The following is a 19,950-nucleotide window of genomic DNA, read 5'->3' as shown; positions in this document are numbered from 1 at the left end:
CTCGCTCCACGTGGCGTTCCCACCCCACGTGGCGCGCTCGCTCCCCCAGGCGGCCTTGATCCAACGAGGGTTCCGCACCGGACGGAGCCGGAGCGCTCCCACCTGTCCGCCCCCGCGGGCATCATGGATGCCATGCCCGAAGGAGACACCGTCTGGCAGACCGCACAGCGCCTGCACCAGGCCCTCGCCGGTTCTCCGCTCACCCGCAGTGATCTGCGCGTCCCTCGTCTGGCGACCGTCGACCTCACCGGCCGCCACGTCCTCGAGGTCGTGCCGCGCGGCAAGCATCTGCTGACCCGTGTCGAGGGCGGGCTGACCCTCCACTCCCATCTGCGGATGGACGGATCCTGGCAGGTGTACGGGCCGGGCGAGCGATGGCGTGGCGGCCCGCACCACCAGATCCGGGCCATCCTCGCCACCGCCGCCCACACCGCCGTCGGCTACCGTCTGCCCGTCCTCGAACTGCTCCGTACCGGCGACGAGGACCGGGTCGTCGGCCATCTCGGCCCCGATCTCCTCGGCCCCGACTGGGATCCGGACGAGGCGCTGCGCCGGCTGCTCACCGATCCGTCCCGGCCCCTGGGCGAAGCGCTGCTGGACCAGCGGAACCTCGCCGGGATCGGCAATGTCTACAAGTCCGAACTGTGCTTCGTGCTGCGGGTGTCGCCCTGGCTGCCGATCGGCGAGGTGTCCTCCCCCGAGCGCCTGGTGGCCCACGCCAAGAAGCTCCTGGAGGCCAACAGGAACCGGCGCGCCCGAGTCACCACGACCGAGCCGCGCCCCGACCGCCGACTGTGGGTGTACGGGCGCCCGGGGCGGCCCTGTCTGCGCTGCGGTACGCCGGTGCGCGCCGCCGACCAGGGCCGTGCGGGTCAGGAGCGCTCGACCTTCTGGTGCCCGAGCTGCCAGGCCGGACCACAGGGGCCCGCCCCGTCCTGACGCGGAGGGCCTCCCCTACGGGCGCCGGGAGGGCCTCCCCTACGGGCGCCGCCTCTTCTGGGCGAGGGACCGCAATGCACCGGCAGCAGGCTCAGCCCCCAGCCGCCGACCGCTAACGCCCCCTCCACAGGCCCGGCCTCTCCCGGCTGTATCGCCAGCCGCAGCACGGACCACCACCAGACACCGCCCAGAGCGAGCGCGAACACCCACCGGACCGGCCTGAGGCCCTGGGCGTCGGCCCCTCCGACGGCTGCCATGACTGCCTCCTTCGGCGACGCTAGACGCCTGTTCGCATACAGCGGGAGGGCGCACAGGAAGCACGTCGGCGCGTGTCGGACACTCGCGATCCCCCCAGTGTGCCCAGCCGGGCCACACCGCGCACCCAGAGCGAGCCGCCGAGCCGAAACACCAGGTCGAAGGGGCGGAAAAGAAAATCGCCCGGCGTCGGGGCGGGCCGACCACCACGGTCGGCCACCCCGAAGCCGGGCTGTCACCCGCCCCGGCGCCCAGTCGGCCTCAGCTCGCCCGAGGCCCGGGTCTGCGCCTCTACCAGCACCTGAGCCGACGCCCTCCGACGCCTCGGACCCGCCCGGGCCCGGGTCGGCGTCTCAGGCTCGATGGCCGCCGTTCTCGGCCTGGAACATCCAGTGGTGCTTCTCCAGGTCACGGGTGAGCTCGATGAGAATGTCCTGGGTCACCGGGTCCGGTTCATCCGTCGCGCGGATCCGCTCCCGCATGCGCGTGATCACCGCTCCAAGGGCGTCCACGAGCGTCGTAATGGCCTGGGTGTCATCGGTCCAGCCGTCCTTGACCGTGGCCACACCGCTGGTCGCGGCGACCGTCTGAGCCCGTCCGTCCGGTGCCACCCCGAGCGCCGAGGCCCGCTCCGCCACCGTGTCGGCATGATCCCTGGTCGTCGCCACGACCTCGTCGAGCTGCAAATGGATCGTGCGGAATCGCGGGCCCACGACCGTCCAGTGGATCTGCTTGCCCACCAGATGGAGGTCAACGAGATCGACGAGGGCGCCTTGCAGCGCGTCAGCGACGACCTTGAGGTGTTCCTCCGGCAGCGGGCTCCTCACCACAGACATCCGGTTCCTCCTGTTCGACCGTTTGGCCCCTCTTGATTACCTCTCTCCATGTGGGGTGACCCGAATCCGGCCGGACAAACATCGAGGCCCTGGCCGGTATGACTACCGGCCGGGGCCTCGAAGAGCTCTGGTCAGGCCCTCAGGCCGCCACCACGTCCACGGCTTCCTTGGGCGACTTGATGGTCACCCGCTCCTCCGGAACGCCCGTCACGGACGTCACAGAGACGGGATTGAGCACGGGCCGCATGGGCGCCGGGACCTTCTCGGTGGTCGACGCGGCCGACTCGGCCAGCTCGGCGAGCGACAGCTCGTCGCTGACCTCGCGCATGACCTGCGACATCCGCACCTCAAGGGCGTCGCAGATCGCCGACAGCAGCTCGGATGAGGCTTCCTTCTGGCCGCGCTCGACCTCTGACAGATAGCCGAGCGACACCCGGGCGGAGGAGGAAACCTCGCGCAGAGTACGGCCCTGGCGCTGGCGCTGCCGGCGCAGCACGTCACCCAGCAGGCGACGGAGCAGAATCATCGCTGGCTCCCTCCTCGGACCTCGGATCCGGATCCTTCACGCCCCACCGTACCGCCTCGGGCTGCGCCCGTGCGGGGAGCGATGTCGTGTTCACTCAGGGCTGCAAACATCAAAACTCGTCGTGTTGTTCCGTATCCTTTGCCCCTGCTGTCGCGATCAATTCGCTGAACAGCAGCTTGACTGCGGCGCGGACGGTCTGTCCGCGAATTCCGGCACGGTCTCCTTCGAGCCGCAGCGCTGCCGCGGCCACCGCCTCCGAGGGCCCCGCGACCGCCACATGAACGGTGCCCACGGGCTGGCCGTCCTGCGGTGTGGGACCGGCCACACCGGTGGTGGCCACGCCCCAGTCCGCGCCCAGCGCACGCCGTACGCCGCGGGCCATCTGCCGGGCCACCTCGGCGTCGACCGCGCCGCGCTCGGCCAGCAGCGCCCCGTCCACGCCCAGCAGCTCGTGCTTGAGCTCGGTGGCGTACGCCGTCACCGAGCCACGGAAGGAACGGGAAGCGCCGTCCACCGCGGTCAGCTCGGCCGCCACCAGACCGCCGGTGAGCGATTCGGCGACGGCCAGGGTCTGCCCGCGCCGCTCCAGCAGCGCCAGCACCTCGGCCGCCGTCCCGTCGCCGCTCACCTCGTGGCCTCCTCCGTCGCACGGCCCGCCCGGCGCAGCACGATCGCCTGCCGGACGTAGTCGAGGCCGGTGACCACGGTAAGGATCACGGCCACGGCCATCACCCAGAACCGCAGCGTGGCCAGCGGCCCGGTGAGCGCCAGGATGTACATACCGACGGCGGTGCCCTGCGCGAGCGTCTTCAGCTTTCCGCCCCGGCTGGCCGGAATGACCCCGATCCGGATCACCCAGAACCGCATGAGTGTGATTCCGATCTCACGGAAGAGGATCACCCCCGTCACCCACCAGGGGAGGTCGGAGAGGGCCGACAGACAGATCAGCGCCGCGCCCATGATCGCCTTGTCCGCGATCGGATCGGCGATCTTCCCGAAGTCGGTGACCAGGTTGTACCGGCGGGCCAGATGACCGTCGAAGAGATCGGTGATCATCGCGATGGCGAACGCCGCCCACGCGACGGAGCGCCACGCCGGGTCGTACCCGCCATTGTGCAGCATCAACAACACAAACCCGGGCACCAGGAGCAGCCGCACCATGGTGAGGATATTGGCGATGTTCCACAAACCGGCAGGCCCGACAGCGGCCGCCGGACGGCGGTGACCTCCCGCGGCGGAGGCCGGGACACCCGTCATCTGTCCGCCTTCCCGGTGGGCTCGCCGCCACCCTGCCGCTCCAGCGGCTCAAGCGGCTCCGCGACGAGGTCCACTCCCTCCGTCGCGATCACCTTCGCTTCGACCATACGGCCCACCTCCGGCTCCCCGTCGGTGCTGAGCAGCGTCTGGCCGTCGGTCTCCGGCGCCTGGTGGGCGCCACGGCCCAGGACTGCCCCGGTGTCGTCGATCTCCTCCACCAGCACCTCGACGACCTCGCCGAGCCGCTCCTCCGCCCGCTGGGTGGTCAGCTCCTCCGCGAGCCGCGAGACGCGCTCCAGGCGCTCGGCGACCACCTCGGGGTCGACCTTGTTCTCGTAACCGGCGGCCTCGGTGCCGTCCTCGTCCGAGTACCCGAAGACGCCGATGGCGTCCAGCCGCGCCTCGCTGAGGAAGCGCTCCAGCTCCGCCAGGTCGTCCTCGGTCTCGCCGGGGAAGCCGACGATGAAGTTCGACCGGGCACCGGCCTGGGGCGCCTTGCCTCTGATCGTCTCGAGCAGTTCCAGGAACCGGTCGGTGTCGCCGAAGCGGCGCATGGCGCGCAGCACCCCGGGCGCCGAGTGCTGGAAGGACAGATCGAAGTACGGCGCGACCTTCTCGGTCGAGGTGAGCACGTCGATCAGCCCGGGGCGCATCTCGGCGGGCTGCAGATAGCTGACCCGGATCCGCTCGATGCCGTCCACCTCGGCCAGCTCCGGCAGCAGCGTCTCCAGCAGCCGGATGTCCCCGAGGTCCTTGCCGTACGAGGTGTTGTTCTCGGAGACCAGCATGATCTCCTTCACCCCCTGCTCGGCCAGCCAGCGGGTCTCGCCCAGCACATCGGAGGGGCGGCGCGAGATGAAGGAGCCGCGGAAGGACGGGATGGCGCAGAACGAGCAGCGCCGGTCGCAGCCGGAGGCCAGCTTCACCGAGGCGACCGGGCTGCTGTCCAGTCTGCGGCGCAGCGGGGCCCGCGGCCCGGAGGCCGGGGCCACCCCCTCGGGCAGGTCCTCGGGCGCGGTGTCCTGGGCGTGGCCGGGCAGCGCCACCGAGGCGGCGTCCTGCCGCTCGGCGGGGCTGATCGGCAGCAGCTTGCGGCGGTCGCGAGGGGTGTGGGAGGCGTGGACGCCGCCGGCGAGGATGGTTCGCAGCCGGTCGGAGATGTCGGCATAGTCGTCGAAGCCGAGCACCCCGTCGGCCTCGGGCAGCGCCTCCGCGAGCTCCTTGCCGTACCGCTCGGCCATGCAGCCGACGGCGACCACGGCCTGGGTGCGGCCGTGGTCCTTCAGGTCGTTCGCCTCCAGCAGGGCGTCGACCGAGTCCTTCTTGGCGGCCTCCACGAAGCCACAGGTGTTGACGACGGCGACGTCCGCCTCGGTGGCTTCCTCGACGAGCTCCCAGCCGTCCGCCGCCAAGCGGCCTGCGAGCTCCTCCGAGTCCACCTCGTTACGGGCGCAGCCAAGCGTGACAAGGGCGACAGTGCGGCGTTCGGGCATGGGGTCAGACTACTTCGTCCCCACGACAGCCCCCGCTGGCAGGGCTCCCGATCTTGCTGTGGCTCAGCCCGCTTCGGGGTCTCCCTTGGTGTAGCTCAGCCGCTGGACGGCCCCGCTGGTGCCCACGTTCTTCACTTCCTTGCCGTTCACGAACAGCTTGATCGCCCCGGCGTTGCCCAGCACCAGGTCGATGCGCCTGCTGTCGCTGAAGGTCTTGGAGTCGCCCTCGCGCAGCACGCCCTCCTCGATCAGCCGGCCGTTGTGATCCTGGGCGGAAATCCAGCTCTGGCCGCCGTCGGCGGTCAGCTTGACGGTGACCTTGTCCGCCGGGACGCCCGCGATGGCGCTGTCGGACGGGTTGGGCTTGTTCGGGGTGGCGGGCCTGGAGGGCGCGGCGCTGTTGGTGGGCGCGGAGGCGCTGGGCTTGGGCGAGGCGGTGTCGTCGGCGACCGTCGAGCCGTCGCCGTTGCCGCCCCTGAAAAGAGTGAAGCCCACGAATCCGACGACGGCGACGATCGCCGCGACCATCGCGGCCGTCCAGTTGGGGCGCCGGGGCTCGGGGCGGATCCGCTCGGCCTCGAACAGCGGCGCCGGCGCGGTCGGCGCGGGCCGGCCGCCGTGTTCGGCGTCGAACTGTGCGATCAGGGACTCCGGATCGCAGCCCACGGCGCGCGCGAGCACACGGATGTGTCCGCGGGCGTAGACATCGCCGCCACAGCGCGAGAAATCGTCCTGCTCGATGCCCCGCACGATGGGGGTGCGCACCCGGGTGGAGGAACTGACCTCTTCGACGGTCAGCCCCGCGGAGATACGGGCCTGCTGGAGGGCGCGACCGATGGAAACCCGGTCGTCTTCGGGGGAGTTGCCGTCTTCGGGAAGGTTGCCGATGGACACGGGGGCGCCTTTCGAGCGTGAGCCACCTGCTGGGGGTTCAGTCTAGGGGTGGGGCGAAAGGGTCGGGCAAGCGGGAGGACGGAGTTTGTCCGCCATCGGGATTGCCGTTCGATCACGATTCTGGGGTCTCACTCCGCCACCTCCCTCAACTTGACGTTTCGGTAGGGGAAACGGTTGCCCGCCAAACCCTTATGAGTGAGCCTTACCGCGGATCACGTCGAGCACGCCATCCAATTCATCCGGCTTGACGAGCACATCGCGCGCCTTGGATCCCTCGCTCGGGCCGACCACGCCCCGCGACTCCATGAGATCCATCAGCCGCCCCGCCTTGGCGAAACCCACCCGCAGCTTGCGCTGCAGCATCGAGGTCGAGCCGAACTGAGTGGAAACCACCAGCTCAGCGGCCTGGCAGAGCAGATCGAGATCATCGCCGATCTCCTCGTCGATCTCCTTCTTCTTCGACGAGCCGACCGTCACGTCCTCGCGGAAGACCGGTGCCATCTGCGCCTTGCAGTGCGCGACGACCGCCTCGACCTCGGCCTCGGTGACATAGGCGCCCTGCATCCGGGTGGGTTTGTTCGCGCCCATCGGCAGAAAGAGGCCGTCGCCCTTGCCGATCAGCTTCTCGGCGCCGGGCTGGTCCAGGATGACGCGGCTGTCGGCCAGCGAGGAGGTGGCGAAGGCGAGCCGTGAGGGCACATTGGCCTTGATCAGACCGGTGACGACGTCCACGGAGGGCCGCTGGGTGGCCAGCACCAGGTGGATACCGGCCGCGCGCGCCAGCTGTGTGATCCGCACGATCGAGTCCTCGACATCCCGCGGTGCGACCATCATCAAATCGGCCAGCTCGTCGACGATCACCAGCAGATACGGATAGGGCTTGAGCTCCCGCTCGCTCCCCTCGGGCTCCTTCACCTTCCCCTTGCGGACCGCCGCGTTGAAGTCGTCGATATGGCGGAAGCCGTACGCCGCGAGGTCGTCATAGCGAAGATCCATCTCGCGCACGACCCACTGGAGCGCCTCGGCGGCGCGTTTGGGGTTGGTGATGATCGGTGTGATCAGATGCGGAATGCCCTCGTAGGCGGTCAGCTCCACGCGCTTGGGGTCGACCAGCACCATCCGCACATCGTCCGGGGTGGCCCGGGCCATGACCGACGTGATCAGGCAGTTGATGCAGGACGACTTGCCGGAACCGGTCGCGCCCGCCACCAGCACATGCGGCATGGTGGCCAGATTGGCCGCCACATAGCCGCCCTCGACGTCCTTGCCCAGCCCGACGAGCATCGGATGGTCGTCGCCGACGGAGTCCGCCGAGCGCAGCACATCGCCCAGGTTGACCATCTCGCGGTCGCTGTTGGGGATTTCGATGCCGACGGCCGACTTGCCGGGGATCGGGCTGATGATCCGCACATCGGGGCTGGCGACCGCGTAGGCGATGTTCTTGGTCAGCGCGGTGATCCGCTCGACCTTGACGGCCGGACCCAGTTCCACCACGTAGCGGGTGACCGTCGGGCCGCGGGTGAAGCCGGTGACGGCGGCGTCCACCTTGAACTCCGTGAACACCTTCGTCAGCGAGTCCACGACCGCGTCGTTGGCCGCGCTGCGGGTCTTGCCGGGACCGCCGCGCTCCAGCAGCTCGAGCGAGGGCAGGGAGTAGGTGATGTCGCCGGAGAGCTGCAGCTGCTCGGCGCGCGGCGGCAGCGGCTCGCTCGTCTCGGTGACGGGCCGGGTGAGGTCGGGGACCTGGGCCGGGTCCGCCTCGCCGGCTCCGTCCGTACGGCCCTTCCCGCCCGCGGCCTTGCCCCTGGCGCCGCCCTTCCCGGAGTTCTTGTCGGCGTCGCGCGCGACCGGCACCCCGCCGCTCGCGGCCCCGTCCTCACGCTCGCCCGAAATCCCGCTGCTGAGCCCGGCGACGAGCGGCGAGGGCTGCACACCGTGCAGCACGGCCCCGTCCAGCGAGGCGGCGGCCGCGGCCGCCACGTCCACGGCGTCCATGGGCCGGTCCAGCGGCTGCCCCGCGGACGACGAGCGGCGCGGGCGCCGGCGCTTGCGCAGCGCCTCCTCCTCGGCCCGCTCCGGGCCTCCGGCACCGTCCGGGTCCCCTTTGGCGAGCGAGGTCCTGCGAGCGCCTCTGGCGGGCCTCTCGCGCCATTCGCCGGCGTACTCCCCCGCGTCGTACCCGGCCTCCGACGCGTACGCGTCCTCGTCGTCCCGCACCAGGCCGAGCCGGACGCCGAGCTGCCGCAGCCGCTGCGGAATGGCGGCGACCGGCGTCGCGGTGACCACCAGCAGCCCGAAGACGGTGAGCAGCACCAGCAGCGGTACGGCCAGCACGTCGCCCATCAGGTAGATCAGCGGCCGGGACACGGCCCAGCCGATCAGGCCGCCCGCGTCCTGTATCGCCTCGGTGCCCTGGCCGCGCCCCGGGGCGCCGCAGGCGATGTGGACCTGCCCCAGGACGCCGATGACGAGCGCCGAGAGCCCGATGACGATCCGCCCGTTGGCCTCCGGCCGCTCCGGGTGGAGGATCAGCCGGGCGGCGATGGTGCCCAGCAGTATCGGCACCACCAGGTCGAGACGGCCGAAGGCACCGGTGACCAGCATCTCGACCAGACTGCCGACCGGCCCGTCCAGATTGGACCAGGTGCCCGCCGCGACGATCAGGGCGAGGGCGAGCAGCAGCAGGGCGCTGCCGTCCTTACGGTGGGCGGGGTCGAGTCCCTTGGCGCCGCGTCCTATGCCGCGGAACATCGCCGCGACGGCGCGCGCCGTGCCCATCCACACGGCGCGCACGGCGCGGTACACGCCGCTGGTGGGATTCGGTGCGGGAGGCGGCGCCACCTTCTTCGCCGCGGCCTTCCTCGCGGGCGCGGCGGCCTTCTTGGCGGGTGCCTTCTTCGCGGGCGCCTTCTTGGCGGCCGCCTTCTTCGCAGCGCCTCCGGACTGCCCGGCGCGCTTCTTCGAGGTGCCCGCCGTGCTCTGGGAACCCTTGCCGGACGTACGAGAGGCCATGGAGGCGAGATTACCCGCGTCCGCCGTACGGAGCACGCATGGCGGGGGTATCAGGCGCCACGGACGTCACACCGGTGCCGCTGCACCGTCGAGACGGTGAGGCGGCCGTGACGGCGCGTCAAAGTGCGGGTGACCGATCGGCTATGACCGACCGACGGTGACGGTGGGGTGACCGCTCAGTTCTGCGAGGGGACCTGGCCGGCCCCGCTGCCCGCACCCGGCTCCAGCGCGTCCAGCGCCCGCCGCAGTCCGGTCAGCTTGCGCTCCAGATGAGCCGCGGTGGCCACGGCGGCGGCATCGGCCGACTCGTCCAGCTGCTTGGAGAGCGCCTCGGCCTGCTCCTCGACGGCGGCGAGCCGCGCGGACAGCTCGGCGAGCAGCCCCGCCGACTCCTTGGCCTCACCGGCGGCGGGCTGACCGCCCTCCAACTGCAGCCGCAGCAGCGACGCCTGCTCCCGCAGCTGGCAGTTCTTCATGTACAGATCCACGAAGACCGAGACCTTGGCTCTGAGCACCCAGGGATCGAAGGGCTTGGAGATGTAGTCCACCGCGCCGGCCGCATAGCCCCGGAAGGTGTGGTGGGGGCCGTGGTTGATCGCCGTGAGGAAAATGATCGGGATGTCCCGGGTCCGCTCCCGGCGCTTGATGTGCGCCGCGGTCTCGAATCCGTCCATGCCCGGCATCTGGACGTCCAGCAGAATCACCGCGAAGTCGTCCGTCAGCAGCGCCTTGAGCGCTTCCTCCCCTGACGATGCCCGCACCAGGGTCTGATCGAGCGCGGAGAGAATGGCCTCCAGCGCCAGCAGATTCTCCGGCCGGTCATCGACCAGGAGGATCTTGGCCTTCTGCACCATGCCCCGTCCTCCTCGTCCCGGCTTGGGGTCTCCCCAGCTCGAAGAGCTGAGGGAAGCACCGGGCGCCGCCCCAGGGGACGACTCCCTTGCGCCGCCCGTCCTTGTGCCGGTCATGGTAGCCGCACCCCGCTGTTCGCCACACCCTGTCACCGCGATGTCACTGTGCACGTAGCAGAAACGCGGTGGGAGACCAGAAGGTTCCCCGAATACCGCGTTCCCACACGTGTTCGGCGACACTCAGTCAACACCACGGCCGGCCCGAGCGTGCCGCGGGTCACTCAGTCGACATCCAGTGCTCCATCACGGTAAGGAGATGATCGGTGTCGACCGGCTTGGTGACGTAGTCCGACGCGCCCGCTTCGATGCTCTTCTCCCGGTCGCCCTTCATCGCCTTCGCGGTGAGGGCGATGATCGGCAGCCCGGCGAACTGGGGCATCCTGCGGATCGCGGCCGTCGTGGCGTAGCCGTCCATCTCCGGCATCATGATGTCCATCAGGACGAGCACGACATCGTCGTGCTGCTCCAGGACCTCGATGCCCTCCCGGCCGTTCTCCGCGTACAGGACCTGCAGCCCGTGCTGCTCCAGCACACTGGTCAGCGCGAAGACATTACGGATGTCGTCGTCGACGATCAGCACCTTCTCGCCGTGGAAGCCGCCCACCGGCTCCGGGGCCACCAGGTCCTGGCCGCCCAGCAGCCACGGCTCGGGGGCCTGCGACTGCCGCCCGGCGCGGCGGCCGGACGACCGGGCGCTCAGCTCCGCCTGCGGCGGTGCCTGCTCCCCGTCGGCCCGCGAGGCCTCCTGCTCGGCCCGCTGACGCCGCCGGAACAGCCCGGAGCCGCCACGGCCGCGCGCCGCCGAGGAAGCGCCGGAGGCGTCCTGTGCGCCCTCCTGCTCCGCCCCGGCCCCGTTCTCCGCGGTCTCCTCCGCGCCGCTGGGGAGCGCCGCGAGTGCCAGCGGGCCCGGCCCCGAACTGCTCGGGGCGAGCTGCGGATAGCCCTGGGGCGGCAGCTCGCTGGGGTGCAGCGGCAGATAGAGCGTGAAGGTCGAGCCGCGGCCCGGTTCGCTGGCCGCGTGGATCTCGCCGCCGAGCAGCCGGGCGATCTCCCGGCTGATGGACAGGCCGAGTCCGGTGCCGCCGTACTTCCGGCTGGTGGTGCCGTCGGCCTGCTTGAACGCCTCGAAGATCACCCGCATCTTGCTGGCCGCGATGCCGATACCGGTGTCGGTGACCGAGAAGGCGATCATGTCGGCGTCCGCGTCGCGCAGGGCGCCGTGCTCCAGCAGCTGCTCCCGGATGGCGTGCGGCACATCCGCGCCCGCCGGCCGGATGACCAGCTCCACGGCGCCGCTGTCGGTGAACTTCACCGCGTTGGACAGCAGGTTGCGCAGCACCTGCAGCAGCCGCTGCTCGTCGGTGTGCAGCGTCGCCGGAAGCTCCGGCGACACCCTTACGGAGAAGTCCAGGCCCTTTTCCGCGGTCAGCGGCCGGAAAGTGGCCTCCACATAGTCGACGAGCTGGACCAGGGCGATACGGGTCGGGCTGACGTCCATCTTGCCCGCCTCGACCTTCGACAGGTCCAGGATGTCGTTGATCAGCTGCAGCAGGTCCGAGCCCGCGCCGTGGATGGTCTCGGCGAACTCCACCTGCTTCGGCGAGAGATTGCCGTCGGCGTTGTCGGCGAGCAGCTTGGCCAGGATCAGCAGCGAGTTGAGCGGTGTGCGCAGCTCATGCGACATGTTCGCCAGGAACTCGCTCTTGTAGCGCATCGAGACGGCGAGCTGCTCGGCGCGCTCCTCGAGCACCTGCCGGGCTTCCTCGATCTCGGTGTTCTTGACCTCGATGTCGCGGTTCTGGCGGGCCAGCCGCTCGGACTTCTCCTCCAGCTCCGCGTTGGACGCCTGGAGCGCCTTCTGCCGGTTCTCCAGCTCGGCGGACCGCTCGCGCAGCTGCTCGGTCAGCTCCTGCGACTGCTTCAGCAGCACCTCGGTCTTGGTGTTGACGCTGATGGTGTTGACGCTGGTGCCGATCATCTCGGCGATCTGGTTGAGGAAGTCCTTCTGGATCTGGGCGAAGGGCTGGAACGAGGCCAGCTCGATCACGCCCAGCAGCTGCCCCTCGAAGAGCACCGGCAATACGATCACATGGGCCGGAGCCGCCTCGCCGAGCCCCGAGGCGATCTTGAGATAGCCCGGTGGCACGTTCTCCACCAGGATCGGGCGCTTCTCCTCGGCGACCGTGCCGATCAGCGTCTCCCCGGCCTTGAAGCGCGTGGGCATCGAGCCGAGGGTGTAGCCGTAGGAGCCGACCAGCAGCAGTTCGTAGCCGTTGTCCGAGGTGCTGTCCGCGACCACCTCGGTGCCCTCGCCCGGCGGTACGGCCAGGAAGAAAGCGCCGTGCTGGGCGGAGACCACCGGGGTCAGCTCGCTCATGATCAGCCGGGCGACGTCCTCCAGGTCGCGCCGTCCCTGCATCAGACCGGAGATCCGGGCGAGGTTGCCCTTGAGCCAGTCCTGCTCCTTGTTGGCGAGCGTCGTCTCGCGCAGGTTGGCGATCATGGTGTTGATGTGGTCCTGGAGGACCTGGATCTCGCCCGAGGCGTCCACATCGATCTTGAGGTTGAGATCGCCGCGGGTCACCGCCGTGGCGACCTCGGCGATGGCGCGCACCTGACGGGTCAGGTTGCCGGCCATCTCGTTCACCGACTCGGTCAGGTCCTTCCAGGTGCCGGCCACGTCCCGCACCCGCGCCTGGCCGCCCAGCTGACCCTCGGTGCCCACCTCGCGGGCCACCCGGGTCACCTGGTCGGCGAACGACGAGAGCTGGTCCACCATCGTGTTGATGGTCGTCTTCAGCTCGAGGATCTCGCCGCGCGCCTCGATGTCGATCTTCTTGGTCAGATCACCCTGGGCGATGGCCGTGGTGACCATCGCGATGTTGCGGACCTGTCCGGTCAGGTTGGACGCCATCGAGTTCACGGACTCGGTGAGGTCCTTCCACGTCCCCGAGACGCCGGGCACCCGCGCCTGGCCGCCCAGGATGCCGTCCGTGCCCACCTCGCGGGCCACGCGGGTGACCTCGTCGGCGAACGAGGACAGCGTCGTCACCATCGTGTTGACGGTGTCGGCCAGCGCCGCGACCTCGCCGCGCGCCTCGACCGTCACCTTCTTCGTCAGATCACCGTTGGCGACCGCGGCCGAGACCTGCGAGATGTTCCGCACCTGGATGGTCAGGTTGTTGGCCATCAGGTTGACGTTGTTGCTCAGGTCCTTCCAGATACCGGTCACGCCCGGAACCCGCGCCTGACCGCCCAACTGCCCCTCGGTGCCCACCTCACGGGCCACCCGGGTCACCTGCTCGGCGAACGACGACAGCTGGTCCACCATCGTGTTCACGGTGGTGACCAGCTCCAGGATCTCGCCCTTGGCATCGACGGTGATCTTCTTCGACAGATCGCCCTTGGCGACCGCCGTCGTCACCTCCGCGATCGAACGCACCTGGGACGTCAGGTTGTTGGCCATGCTGTTGACGGACTGGGTGAGGTCCTTCCACGTCCCGGAGACGCCCTGCACCTCGGCCTGGCCGCCCAACTGGCCCTCGGTGCCCACCTCACGGGCGACCCTGGTGACCTCCTCCGCGAAGGACGACAGCTGGTCGACCATCGTGTTCAGGGTGTTCTTCAGCTCCAGGATCTCGCCGCGCGCATCGACGTCGATCTTCTGGGAGAGGTCACCGCGCGCGACCGCCGTGGCGACCTGCGCGATATTGCGCACCTGGGCGGTCAGATTGCCCGCCATACCGTTCACCGAGTCGGTCAGATCGCGCCATACGCCCGCCACACCGGGCACCTGCGCCTGACCGCCCAGCCGGCCGTCCGTACCCACCTCACGGGCGACGCGGGTCACCTGCTCGGCGAAGGCGGAGAGTTGGTCGACCATCGTGTTGATGGTGTTCTTCAGCTCCAGGATCTCGCCGCGCGCGTCCACCTCGATCTTCTGCGACAGATCGCCGCGCGCGACCGCCGTCGTCACCTGGGCGATACCGCGCACCTGCGCCGTCAGGTTCCCGGCCATGGAGTTGACGGAGTCGGTCAGGTCCTTCCAGACGCCGCTGACCCCGTCCACCCGGGCCTGACCGCCGAGCCGGCCCTCGGTGCCCACGTCCCGCGCCATCCTGGTGACCTGGTCGGCGAACGAGGAGAGCTGATCCACCATCGTGTTCACGGTGTTCTTCAGCTTGAGCATCTCACCGGAGACATCGACGGTGACCTTCTGCGACAGATCGCCGTTCGCCACCGCCGTCGTCACCTGGGCGATGTTGCGCACCTGTCCGGTGAGGTTCCGGAACGCGGTGTTCACCGAATCGGTGAGGTCCTTCCACGTTCCCGCCGCACCGGGCACCTGCGCCTGACCGCCCAGCTCGCCCTCGACGCCGATCTCCCGGGCGACCCTTGTCACCTCGGCGCCGAAGGACTGCAGCTGGTCGACCATCGTGTTGGTGGTGTTCTTCAGCTCCAGCATCTCGCCGGCCACATCCACGGTGACCTTCTGCGACAGATCGCCGTTCGCCACCGCCGTCGTCACCTGGGCGATGTCCCGCACCTGCGCGGTGAGGTTCCGGAACGCGGTGTTCACCGAATCGGTGAGATCCTTCCACGTTCCCGCCGCACCCGGCACCTGCGCCTGACCGCCCAGCAGCCCCTCGGCGCCGACCTCGCTGGCCACCCGCGTGACCTCGTCCGCGAAGGTGCGCAGCGTCTCGGTCATGGTGTTGATCGTGTCGGCCAGCTGCGCGACCTCGCCGCGTGCGCTCACCGTCACCTTCTGCGACAGATCGCCGTTGGCGACCGCCGTGGTGACCTGCGCGATCCCGCGCACCTGCGCGGTCAGGTTCCCCGCCATGAGATTGACGGAGTCGGTCAGGTCCTTCCAGACGCCCGCGACGCCCGGAACCTTGGCCTGACCGCCCAGCTCGCCCTCGGTGCCCACCTCACGGGCCACCCGGGTCACCTCGGAGGCGAACGAGGAGAGCTGGTCCACCATCGTGTTGACGGTTTCCTTCAGCTCGAGCATCTCCCCGGACACATGAACCGTGACCTTCCGGGACAGATCACCCTTCGCCACCGCCGTCGTCACGAGAGCGATATCACGCACCTGGGCGGTGAGACGGGAGGCCATCGTATTGACGGACTCCGTGAGGTCCTTCCACGAACCCGACATTCCACGTACTCGGGCCTGGCCACCCAGCTTGCCCTCGGTGCCGACCTCACTCGCGACCCGCGTCACCTCGTCGGTGAACGCGGAGAGCTGGTCCACCAGGCCGTTGACCGTGCGCCCCACCTTCAGGAACTCACCCCGCAGGGGATGCGCCGATCCATCGGCGCCCTGTGCCCGCAGGTCCATGCGCTGCTCGAGATCGCCCTCGGCGACCGCCGACAGCACCCGGCCCACCTCGGACACCGGCCGCACAAGATCGTCCACCAGGGCATTGGACGCGTCAATGGCCGCGGCCCACTGGCCCTCACAGGCGCCGGTCTCCAGCCGCTCGGTCAGCTTGCCCTCCCGGCCGACCACCCGCCGCACCCGGGTCAGCTCACCGGTGAGCTGCAGATTGCGATCCGCGACCTCGTTGAAGACCGCGGCGATCTCGGCCATCACGCCCTCGCCCGAGACCGTGAGCCGCTTGCGGAAGTTTCCGTCCCGCATGGCTGTCATCGCGGTCAGCAGCCGGTTCAGGGCCGCCGTATCCACTTCAGTCGTCCCATTGCTCCGGGACCGTCCGCCTTTCGCGCGCGTATTCGTGCCCCGCGCCGCTGCGCCAGACTCCACCGTGTCCCTCCCGCAGGGTTGACCATCCTCGTCGGGTTCTTCTTCCAGCTTCCCCAGTGTTTCACCATGCCCCAACCAGGCCATAACAGTTCGGCAGCATCCCACACCCTCGAACGCCCACTCTGGGGGGAATCGAGGCCGACCGGCATTCGCGCGGGCGCCGGTGGTAAGTAACCTGGCAACCGGCCAGGGCATCGGAGGGGCGCTGCGACATGGGTGAGCAGTTCGCCGAGACACATATGAGGAGACCTGTGATCACCGCGCGGGCAGCCGCCACCTTCGAGCCGGTGGGACGCTCGGTCGCCGCCGCCCGCACTTTTGTCCGGGACACCCTCCAGGGGTGGGGCCTCACCGACATCGTGGACGACGCCGTCGTCCTGACCAGCGAACTTGTCACCAACGCGGTGGTGCACGCCGGTACCACCGCCGATGTGATCTGCATCCGCGCCGACACCGGCGTGCGCGTCGAGGTCGCCGACCGCTACCCCGAGCGCGAGGTCCCGCTGCAGAGCAACGGCGGCCACCACTTCGGAAACCCCGACCGCGAGGGCGGCCGCGGCCTGCTGCTGTGCGCGGCCCTCGCCGGCCGCTGGGGCGTCGAGTACACCGCGACCCACAAGCAGGTCTGGTTCCAGCTCGATTTCCCCGACCGTCCGGCCGGAACCCGAGCGGCCGGACCCGCCCTGCCCTCCAGCGCCCTGCCCATCGCCGACGCCCGGGTCCGGGTCGGAGTCGTCCAGGTCGACAGCAGCGGTCTGATCAGCGCCTGGAACGACGACGCTCAGGAGCTGTTCGGCTACCCACCGGAGCAGGTCATCGGCAAGCCGCTGACCGATCTCGCCGCGTGGCCCCACACCCCGGGCACCGGCACCGGCGTCGCCGAGGCGCTCCTGCTCTCGCGCTGGGAGGGCTCCTACGGCATCCGCGGCGCCGACGGCCGCGTCGCCCCCGTCTACGCCTCCCATCTGCGCATCCGCGACGCCGAGGGCGAGCCGTCCACCGTCTGTCTGCTGGTGCGCGAACGCGAGCGCGCCGTGCTGCAGAGCCCGATGCGCGGTGCGAACGTCGACACCGCCGACAACTCTGACCGGGGCCAGGCCACCGACGCCTTCGAGGTCTTCATCGGCTCCCCGGCCCCCGACGACCTCGACGGTCTGCTCCAGCGCACCGTCGAGCGGGCCCGCGACATGCTCGACGGCGACGCCGCCTATCTGCTGCTCGCCACCGATGACGAGACCGAGTTGGAGGTCCGCGCCTCCACCGGGCTGCCCTCCGCCCGCCAGCGCTTCGCCCGCGTCCCCGTCGAAGCGGGCACCGGGCGCTACGGCTCGGCCCGCATGCCCGCCGTCCACGAGGATCTGTCCGCGGTGCCCGGCGCCGTTCCACTGCTGGTGAACACGGGGATGCGCTCCGTCGTCACCGTCCCGCTCAAGGTCGAGGGCCGGCTCACCGGCTCGCTCGGCGTCGCCGCCGAGTCCCCCGCCCGCTACAGCAACGAAGAGGCCCTGCGGCTGCAGTTCGCCGCCGACCGCATCGCCCTCGCCGTCGAGCGCGCCCGCCTCACCGAGCTGGAGCGGCTGCGCCGTGGCTCCCTGTCCTTCCTCGTCGAGGCGTCCGACCTCCTCGCCGGCACCCTGGACCGCGATCAGACGCTGGCGCTGATGGCCCAGATGACCGTGCCCACGCTGGCCAGTTGGTGCGCCGTCTATACGGTCGCCGACCAGGCGTCCGAGCCCGAGCTGTCGTACGTCCTGCACGAGGACGAAGACCGCATCGACGGGCTCAAGGCCCTGCTGATGAAGATCGACCCACCGGAGCAGGTCCCCACCGGCGGGGCCCGCAGCTGGTCCGGCCCCTACGACGCGGCCCACGCCGCCGCCCTGCGCACCTCGCTGCGCAGCCTCAGCCTCGGCGACTCCGCCCGCCCCTCCTCCGGCCCCGGCGCCTCGCTCGCGACCGCCTCGGCGGTCGGCGGGGAGACGGTCGTGCTGCCCCTGGTGGCCCGTAACCGCGTCATCGGTATGCTCATCCTCGGCAAGCCCACCGACGAGCACTTCCGCCAGGAGAACCTGGAGCTCGCCGAGGACCTCTCCCGCCGGGCCGCGCTCGCCCTGGACAACGCGCGGCTCTACTCGGAGCGCACCGCCATCAGCCAGTCCCTTCAGCGCAGTCTGCTGCCGCCCGAGCAGCCCGAGGTCCCCGGCGTCGAGGTCGAGGTCATCTACCGCGCGGCGGGCGAGGGCAATGAGGTCGGCGGCGACTTCTACGACCTCTTCCCGATCCGCGACGGGGCGTACGGCTTCGCCATCGGCGATGTCTGCGGCACCGGTCCGGAGGCCGCCGCGGTCACCGGACTGGCCCGGCACGCCCTTCGGCTGCTCGCCCGCGAGGGTTTCGGGGGCCCGGCGGTCCTGGAGCGGCTCAACGCGGCCATCCTCGACGAGGGCGCCCGCAGCCGCTTCCTGACCCTCCTCTACGGGGAGTTGTGGCCGCAGCATGACGGAAGCGCGGTGCTCAAGGTCGTCTGCGCCGGGCACCCCCTGCCGCTCCGGCTGCGCCAGGACGGCAGCGTGGAGGCGGCGGCCGAGCCCCAGCCGCTGCTGGGCGTCATGGAGGATCTCGAGCTGTACGAGCAGACGGTGACGCTCGACCCGGGCGATGTGCTGCTGTGCGTCACCGACGGTGTGACGGAGCGGCGCGAGGGCACCAGGATGCTCGGCGACGACGGCCTTATCGACGTCCTCACGACCTGTACCGGCCTTACGGCGGGCGCGGTGGCCGCCCGGGTGCTGCGGGCCGTCGAGCGCTTCGCGGCGGAGCCGCCGTCGGACGACATGGCGATCCTGGCGATGCGCGTCCCCGAGCCCGCCGACTCCTGAGGCGGGCGGCCGGGGACGCCCCGGCCCAATACCGCAACATGACGAAGCCCGAACATGACGAAGGCCCCCGCCATATGGCGGGGGCCTTTCGCAGGAGAGCCCCAATACGGAATCGAACCGTAGACCTTCTCCTTACCATGGAGACGCTCTGCCGACTGAGCTATTGGGGCGCGTCGACGGGATAGATCATACCCGAACTCGGGTGCGTTCCCGACCACTCGCCCCCGTGCCTCAAGCGGCTGACTGCAGCAGCCCGCCCAGCGCGTTGCAGGCCGAGACCACGCGCTGCAACTCCCGCCGCGACATGGTCGGATCGACGGGCAGCGCCAGGCACTCATCGGCCGCCCGCTCGGTCTCCGCGAGCCACAGATCGCGCCGGAAGCGCGCGGTGCGGTGCGCGGGGGTCTGTACGGGCACATGGCATACGACGCCGCGAGAACGCAGCGTGCGGGCGAAGGCGTCCCGGTCCGGCCGGCCATTGCCGGGGACCCGAACGACGTACTGCTGATAGGTGTGTTCCACGCCGGGCGCGACCAGCGGCGTGAGAACACCGCGCAACTTTCCGTCCAGATAGGCCGCGTTGGCCTGCCGCCGCAGAATCTCCCCGACGGGCTCACCGACCGACCCGTATCCGATCACCAGCACGCCGTGCCGCTGGCCCAGATCGGTGAGGGCCGCCATGTCGGCGGGATGTCCGAAGGTGTGAATGGCCACGATGGCCGCGGTCCGGGGCGTCAGCGCCTCGGCCACCGCGGCCGGGTCTATGCAGTAGGTATGGGCGTCGATGTCCACGAACACCGGCCTGGCGCCGGCCAGCAGCACCGCTTCGGCGGCCTCGGGAGTGCCGTAGGACGGCACGATTACCTCGTCGCCCGGCCGCACCCGCGCCCGGGTCAACTCATGCAGCAGCTCATCCGTAGGTGTCCCCATGAGCGGCATGTTGCCCAGGCAACATGAACACCGAGTAGCCCACAACACAACAGCAGAAGAGCCCTGTCGGTGACCGAAGTCCCGACAGGGCTCTCTGCAATATTTGTTCGGCGGTGTCCTACTCTCCCACAGGGTCCCCCCTGCAGTACCATCGGCGCTGAAAGGCTTAGCTTCCGGGTTCGAAATGTAACCGGGCGTTTCCCTAACGCTATGACCACCGAAACACTATGAAACCAAAACCGGAA

At 70.1% G+C, this 19,950-nt stretch carries 13 protein-coding genes, 1 tRNA gene and 1 rRNA gene; 2 read left to right on the top strand and 13 right to left on the bottom strand.

Translation table 11 applies throughout. The features are described 5' to 3' along the window. The first annotated feature begins 132 nt into the window (after positions 1-132). Positions 133-939, top strand: coding sequence for an Fpg/Nei family DNA glycosylase (locus tag BLV72_RS25625; RefSeq protein WP_093470536.1), 807 nt, complete (start codon positions 133-135; stop codon positions 937-939). Here BLV72_RS25625 and BLV72_RS50065 read toward each other — a convergent pair. From BLV72_RS50065 to BLV72_RS25575, 10 genes are all read right to left on the bottom strand, one after another. Beyond that, complete coding sequence (locus tag BLV72_RS50065) at positions 873-1,196, bottom strand: hypothetical protein (protein WP_093465120.1); 324 nt, start codon at positions 1,194-1,196, stop codon at positions 873-875. The genes BLV72_RS25625 and BLV72_RS50065 overlap by 67 nt on opposite strands. Positions 1,197-1,547: 351 nt before the next feature. Next, positions 1,548-2,030, bottom strand: a complete 483-nt coding sequence (locus tag BLV72_RS25615; protein ID WP_093465118.1) for a Dps family protein — start codon at positions 2,028-2,030, stop codon at positions 1,548-1,550. Between the two features lie 139 nt (positions 2,031-2,169). Continuing rightward, positions 2,170-2,556: a helix-turn-helix domain-containing protein gene (locus BLV72_RS25610; RefSeq protein ID WP_014055327.1), complete on the bottom strand. Its 387-nt coding sequence runs from the start codon at positions 2,554-2,556 to the stop codon at positions 2,170-2,172. A gap of 109 nt (positions 2,557-2,665) precedes the next feature. Then, positions 2,666-3,184 carry a CinA family protein gene (locus BLV72_RS25605; RefSeq protein ID WP_093465116.1) on the bottom strand — a complete coding sequence of 173 codons (519 nt, stop codon included), beginning with the start codon at positions 3,182-3,184 and terminating at the stop codon, positions 2,666-2,668. Next, positions 3,181-3,813, bottom strand: coding sequence for a CDP-diacylglycerol--glycerol-3-phosphate 3-phosphatidyltransferase (gene pgsA / locus BLV72_RS25600; protein WP_093465114.1), 633 nt, complete (start codon positions 3,811-3,813; stop codon positions 3,181-3,183). Before pgsA ends, BLV72_RS25605 begins: the two co-directional genes overlap by 4 nt. After that, positions 3,810-5,306, bottom strand: a complete 1,497-nt coding sequence (gene rimO / locus BLV72_RS25595) for a 30S ribosomal protein S12 methylthiotransferase RimO (RefSeq protein ID WP_093465112.1) — start codon at positions 5,304-5,306, stop codon at positions 3,810-3,812. The genes pgsA and rimO overlap by 4 nt, the downstream gene beginning before the upstream one ends. A 63-nt stretch (positions 5,307-5,369) precedes the next feature. Beyond that, positions 5,370-6,200 (bottom strand): helix-turn-helix domain-containing protein, encoded by an 831-nt coding sequence (locus tag BLV72_RS25590; protein WP_093465110.1) that lies wholly within the window; start codon positions 6,198-6,200, stop codon positions 5,370-5,372. A gap of 189 nt (positions 6,201-6,389) precedes the next feature. Further along, positions 6,390-9,212, bottom strand: coding sequence for a DNA translocase FtsK (locus tag BLV72_RS25585; RefSeq protein ID WP_093470535.1), 2,823 nt, complete (start codon positions 9,210-9,212; stop codon positions 6,390-6,392). A 176-nt stretch (positions 9,213-9,388) separates the two neighbouring features. Beyond that, a complete protein-coding gene (locus BLV72_RS25580) occupies positions 9,389-10,066 on the bottom strand; it encodes a response regulator (protein ID WP_020868040.1) in 678 nt (225 codons plus the stop codon). 274 nt (positions 10,067-10,340) lie between these two features. Then, on the bottom strand, positions 10,341-15,896 hold the full coding sequence (locus BLV72_RS25575) for a HAMP domain-containing protein (protein ID WP_093465108.1): 5,556 nt from the start codon (positions 15,894-15,896) through the stop codon (positions 10,341-10,343). A 212-nt stretch (positions 15,897-16,108) separates the two neighbouring features. Here BLV72_RS25575 and BLV72_RS25570 point away from each other — a divergent pair, with 212 nt between their 5' ends. Next, positions 16,109-18,775, top strand: coding sequence for a SpoIIE family protein phosphatase (locus BLV72_RS25570; protein WP_244320955.1), 2,667 nt, complete (start codon positions 16,109-16,111; stop codon positions 18,773-18,775). A gap of 97 nt (positions 18,776-18,872) precedes the next feature. On the opposite strand, the gene BLV72_RS25565 is transcribed toward BLV72_RS25570, so the two are convergent. The 3 genes from BLV72_RS25565 to rrf all read right to left on the bottom strand — a co-directional run bounded on the left by BLV72_RS25565 (position 18,873) and on the right by rrf (position 19,927). Next, positions 18,873-18,945: transfer RNA gene (locus tag BLV72_RS25565), tRNA-Thr, on the bottom strand. Positions 18,946-19,006: 61 nt separating this feature from the next. Continuing rightward, entirely contained in the window at positions 19,007-19,714 is a 708-nt protein-coding gene (locus tag BLV72_RS25560) for a DegT/DnrJ/EryC1/StrS family aminotransferase (protein ID WP_425288396.1), read from the bottom strand. A 96-nt stretch (positions 19,715-19,810) separates the two neighbouring features. Continuing rightward, a 5S ribosomal RNA gene (rrf, locus tag BLV72_RS25555) occupies positions 19,811-19,927 on the bottom strand. Positions 19,928-19,950: the final 23 nt, after the last annotated feature.

This window comes from Streptomyces melanosporofaciens, assembly GCF_900105695.1.
Taxonomy (GTDB): domain Bacteria; phylum Actinomycetota; class Actinomycetes; order Streptomycetales; family Streptomycetaceae; genus Streptomyces; species Streptomyces antimycoticus.
Note: the sequence above shows the minus strand (reverse complement) of the source record. Positions and strands in the feature narration are given on the sequence as shown.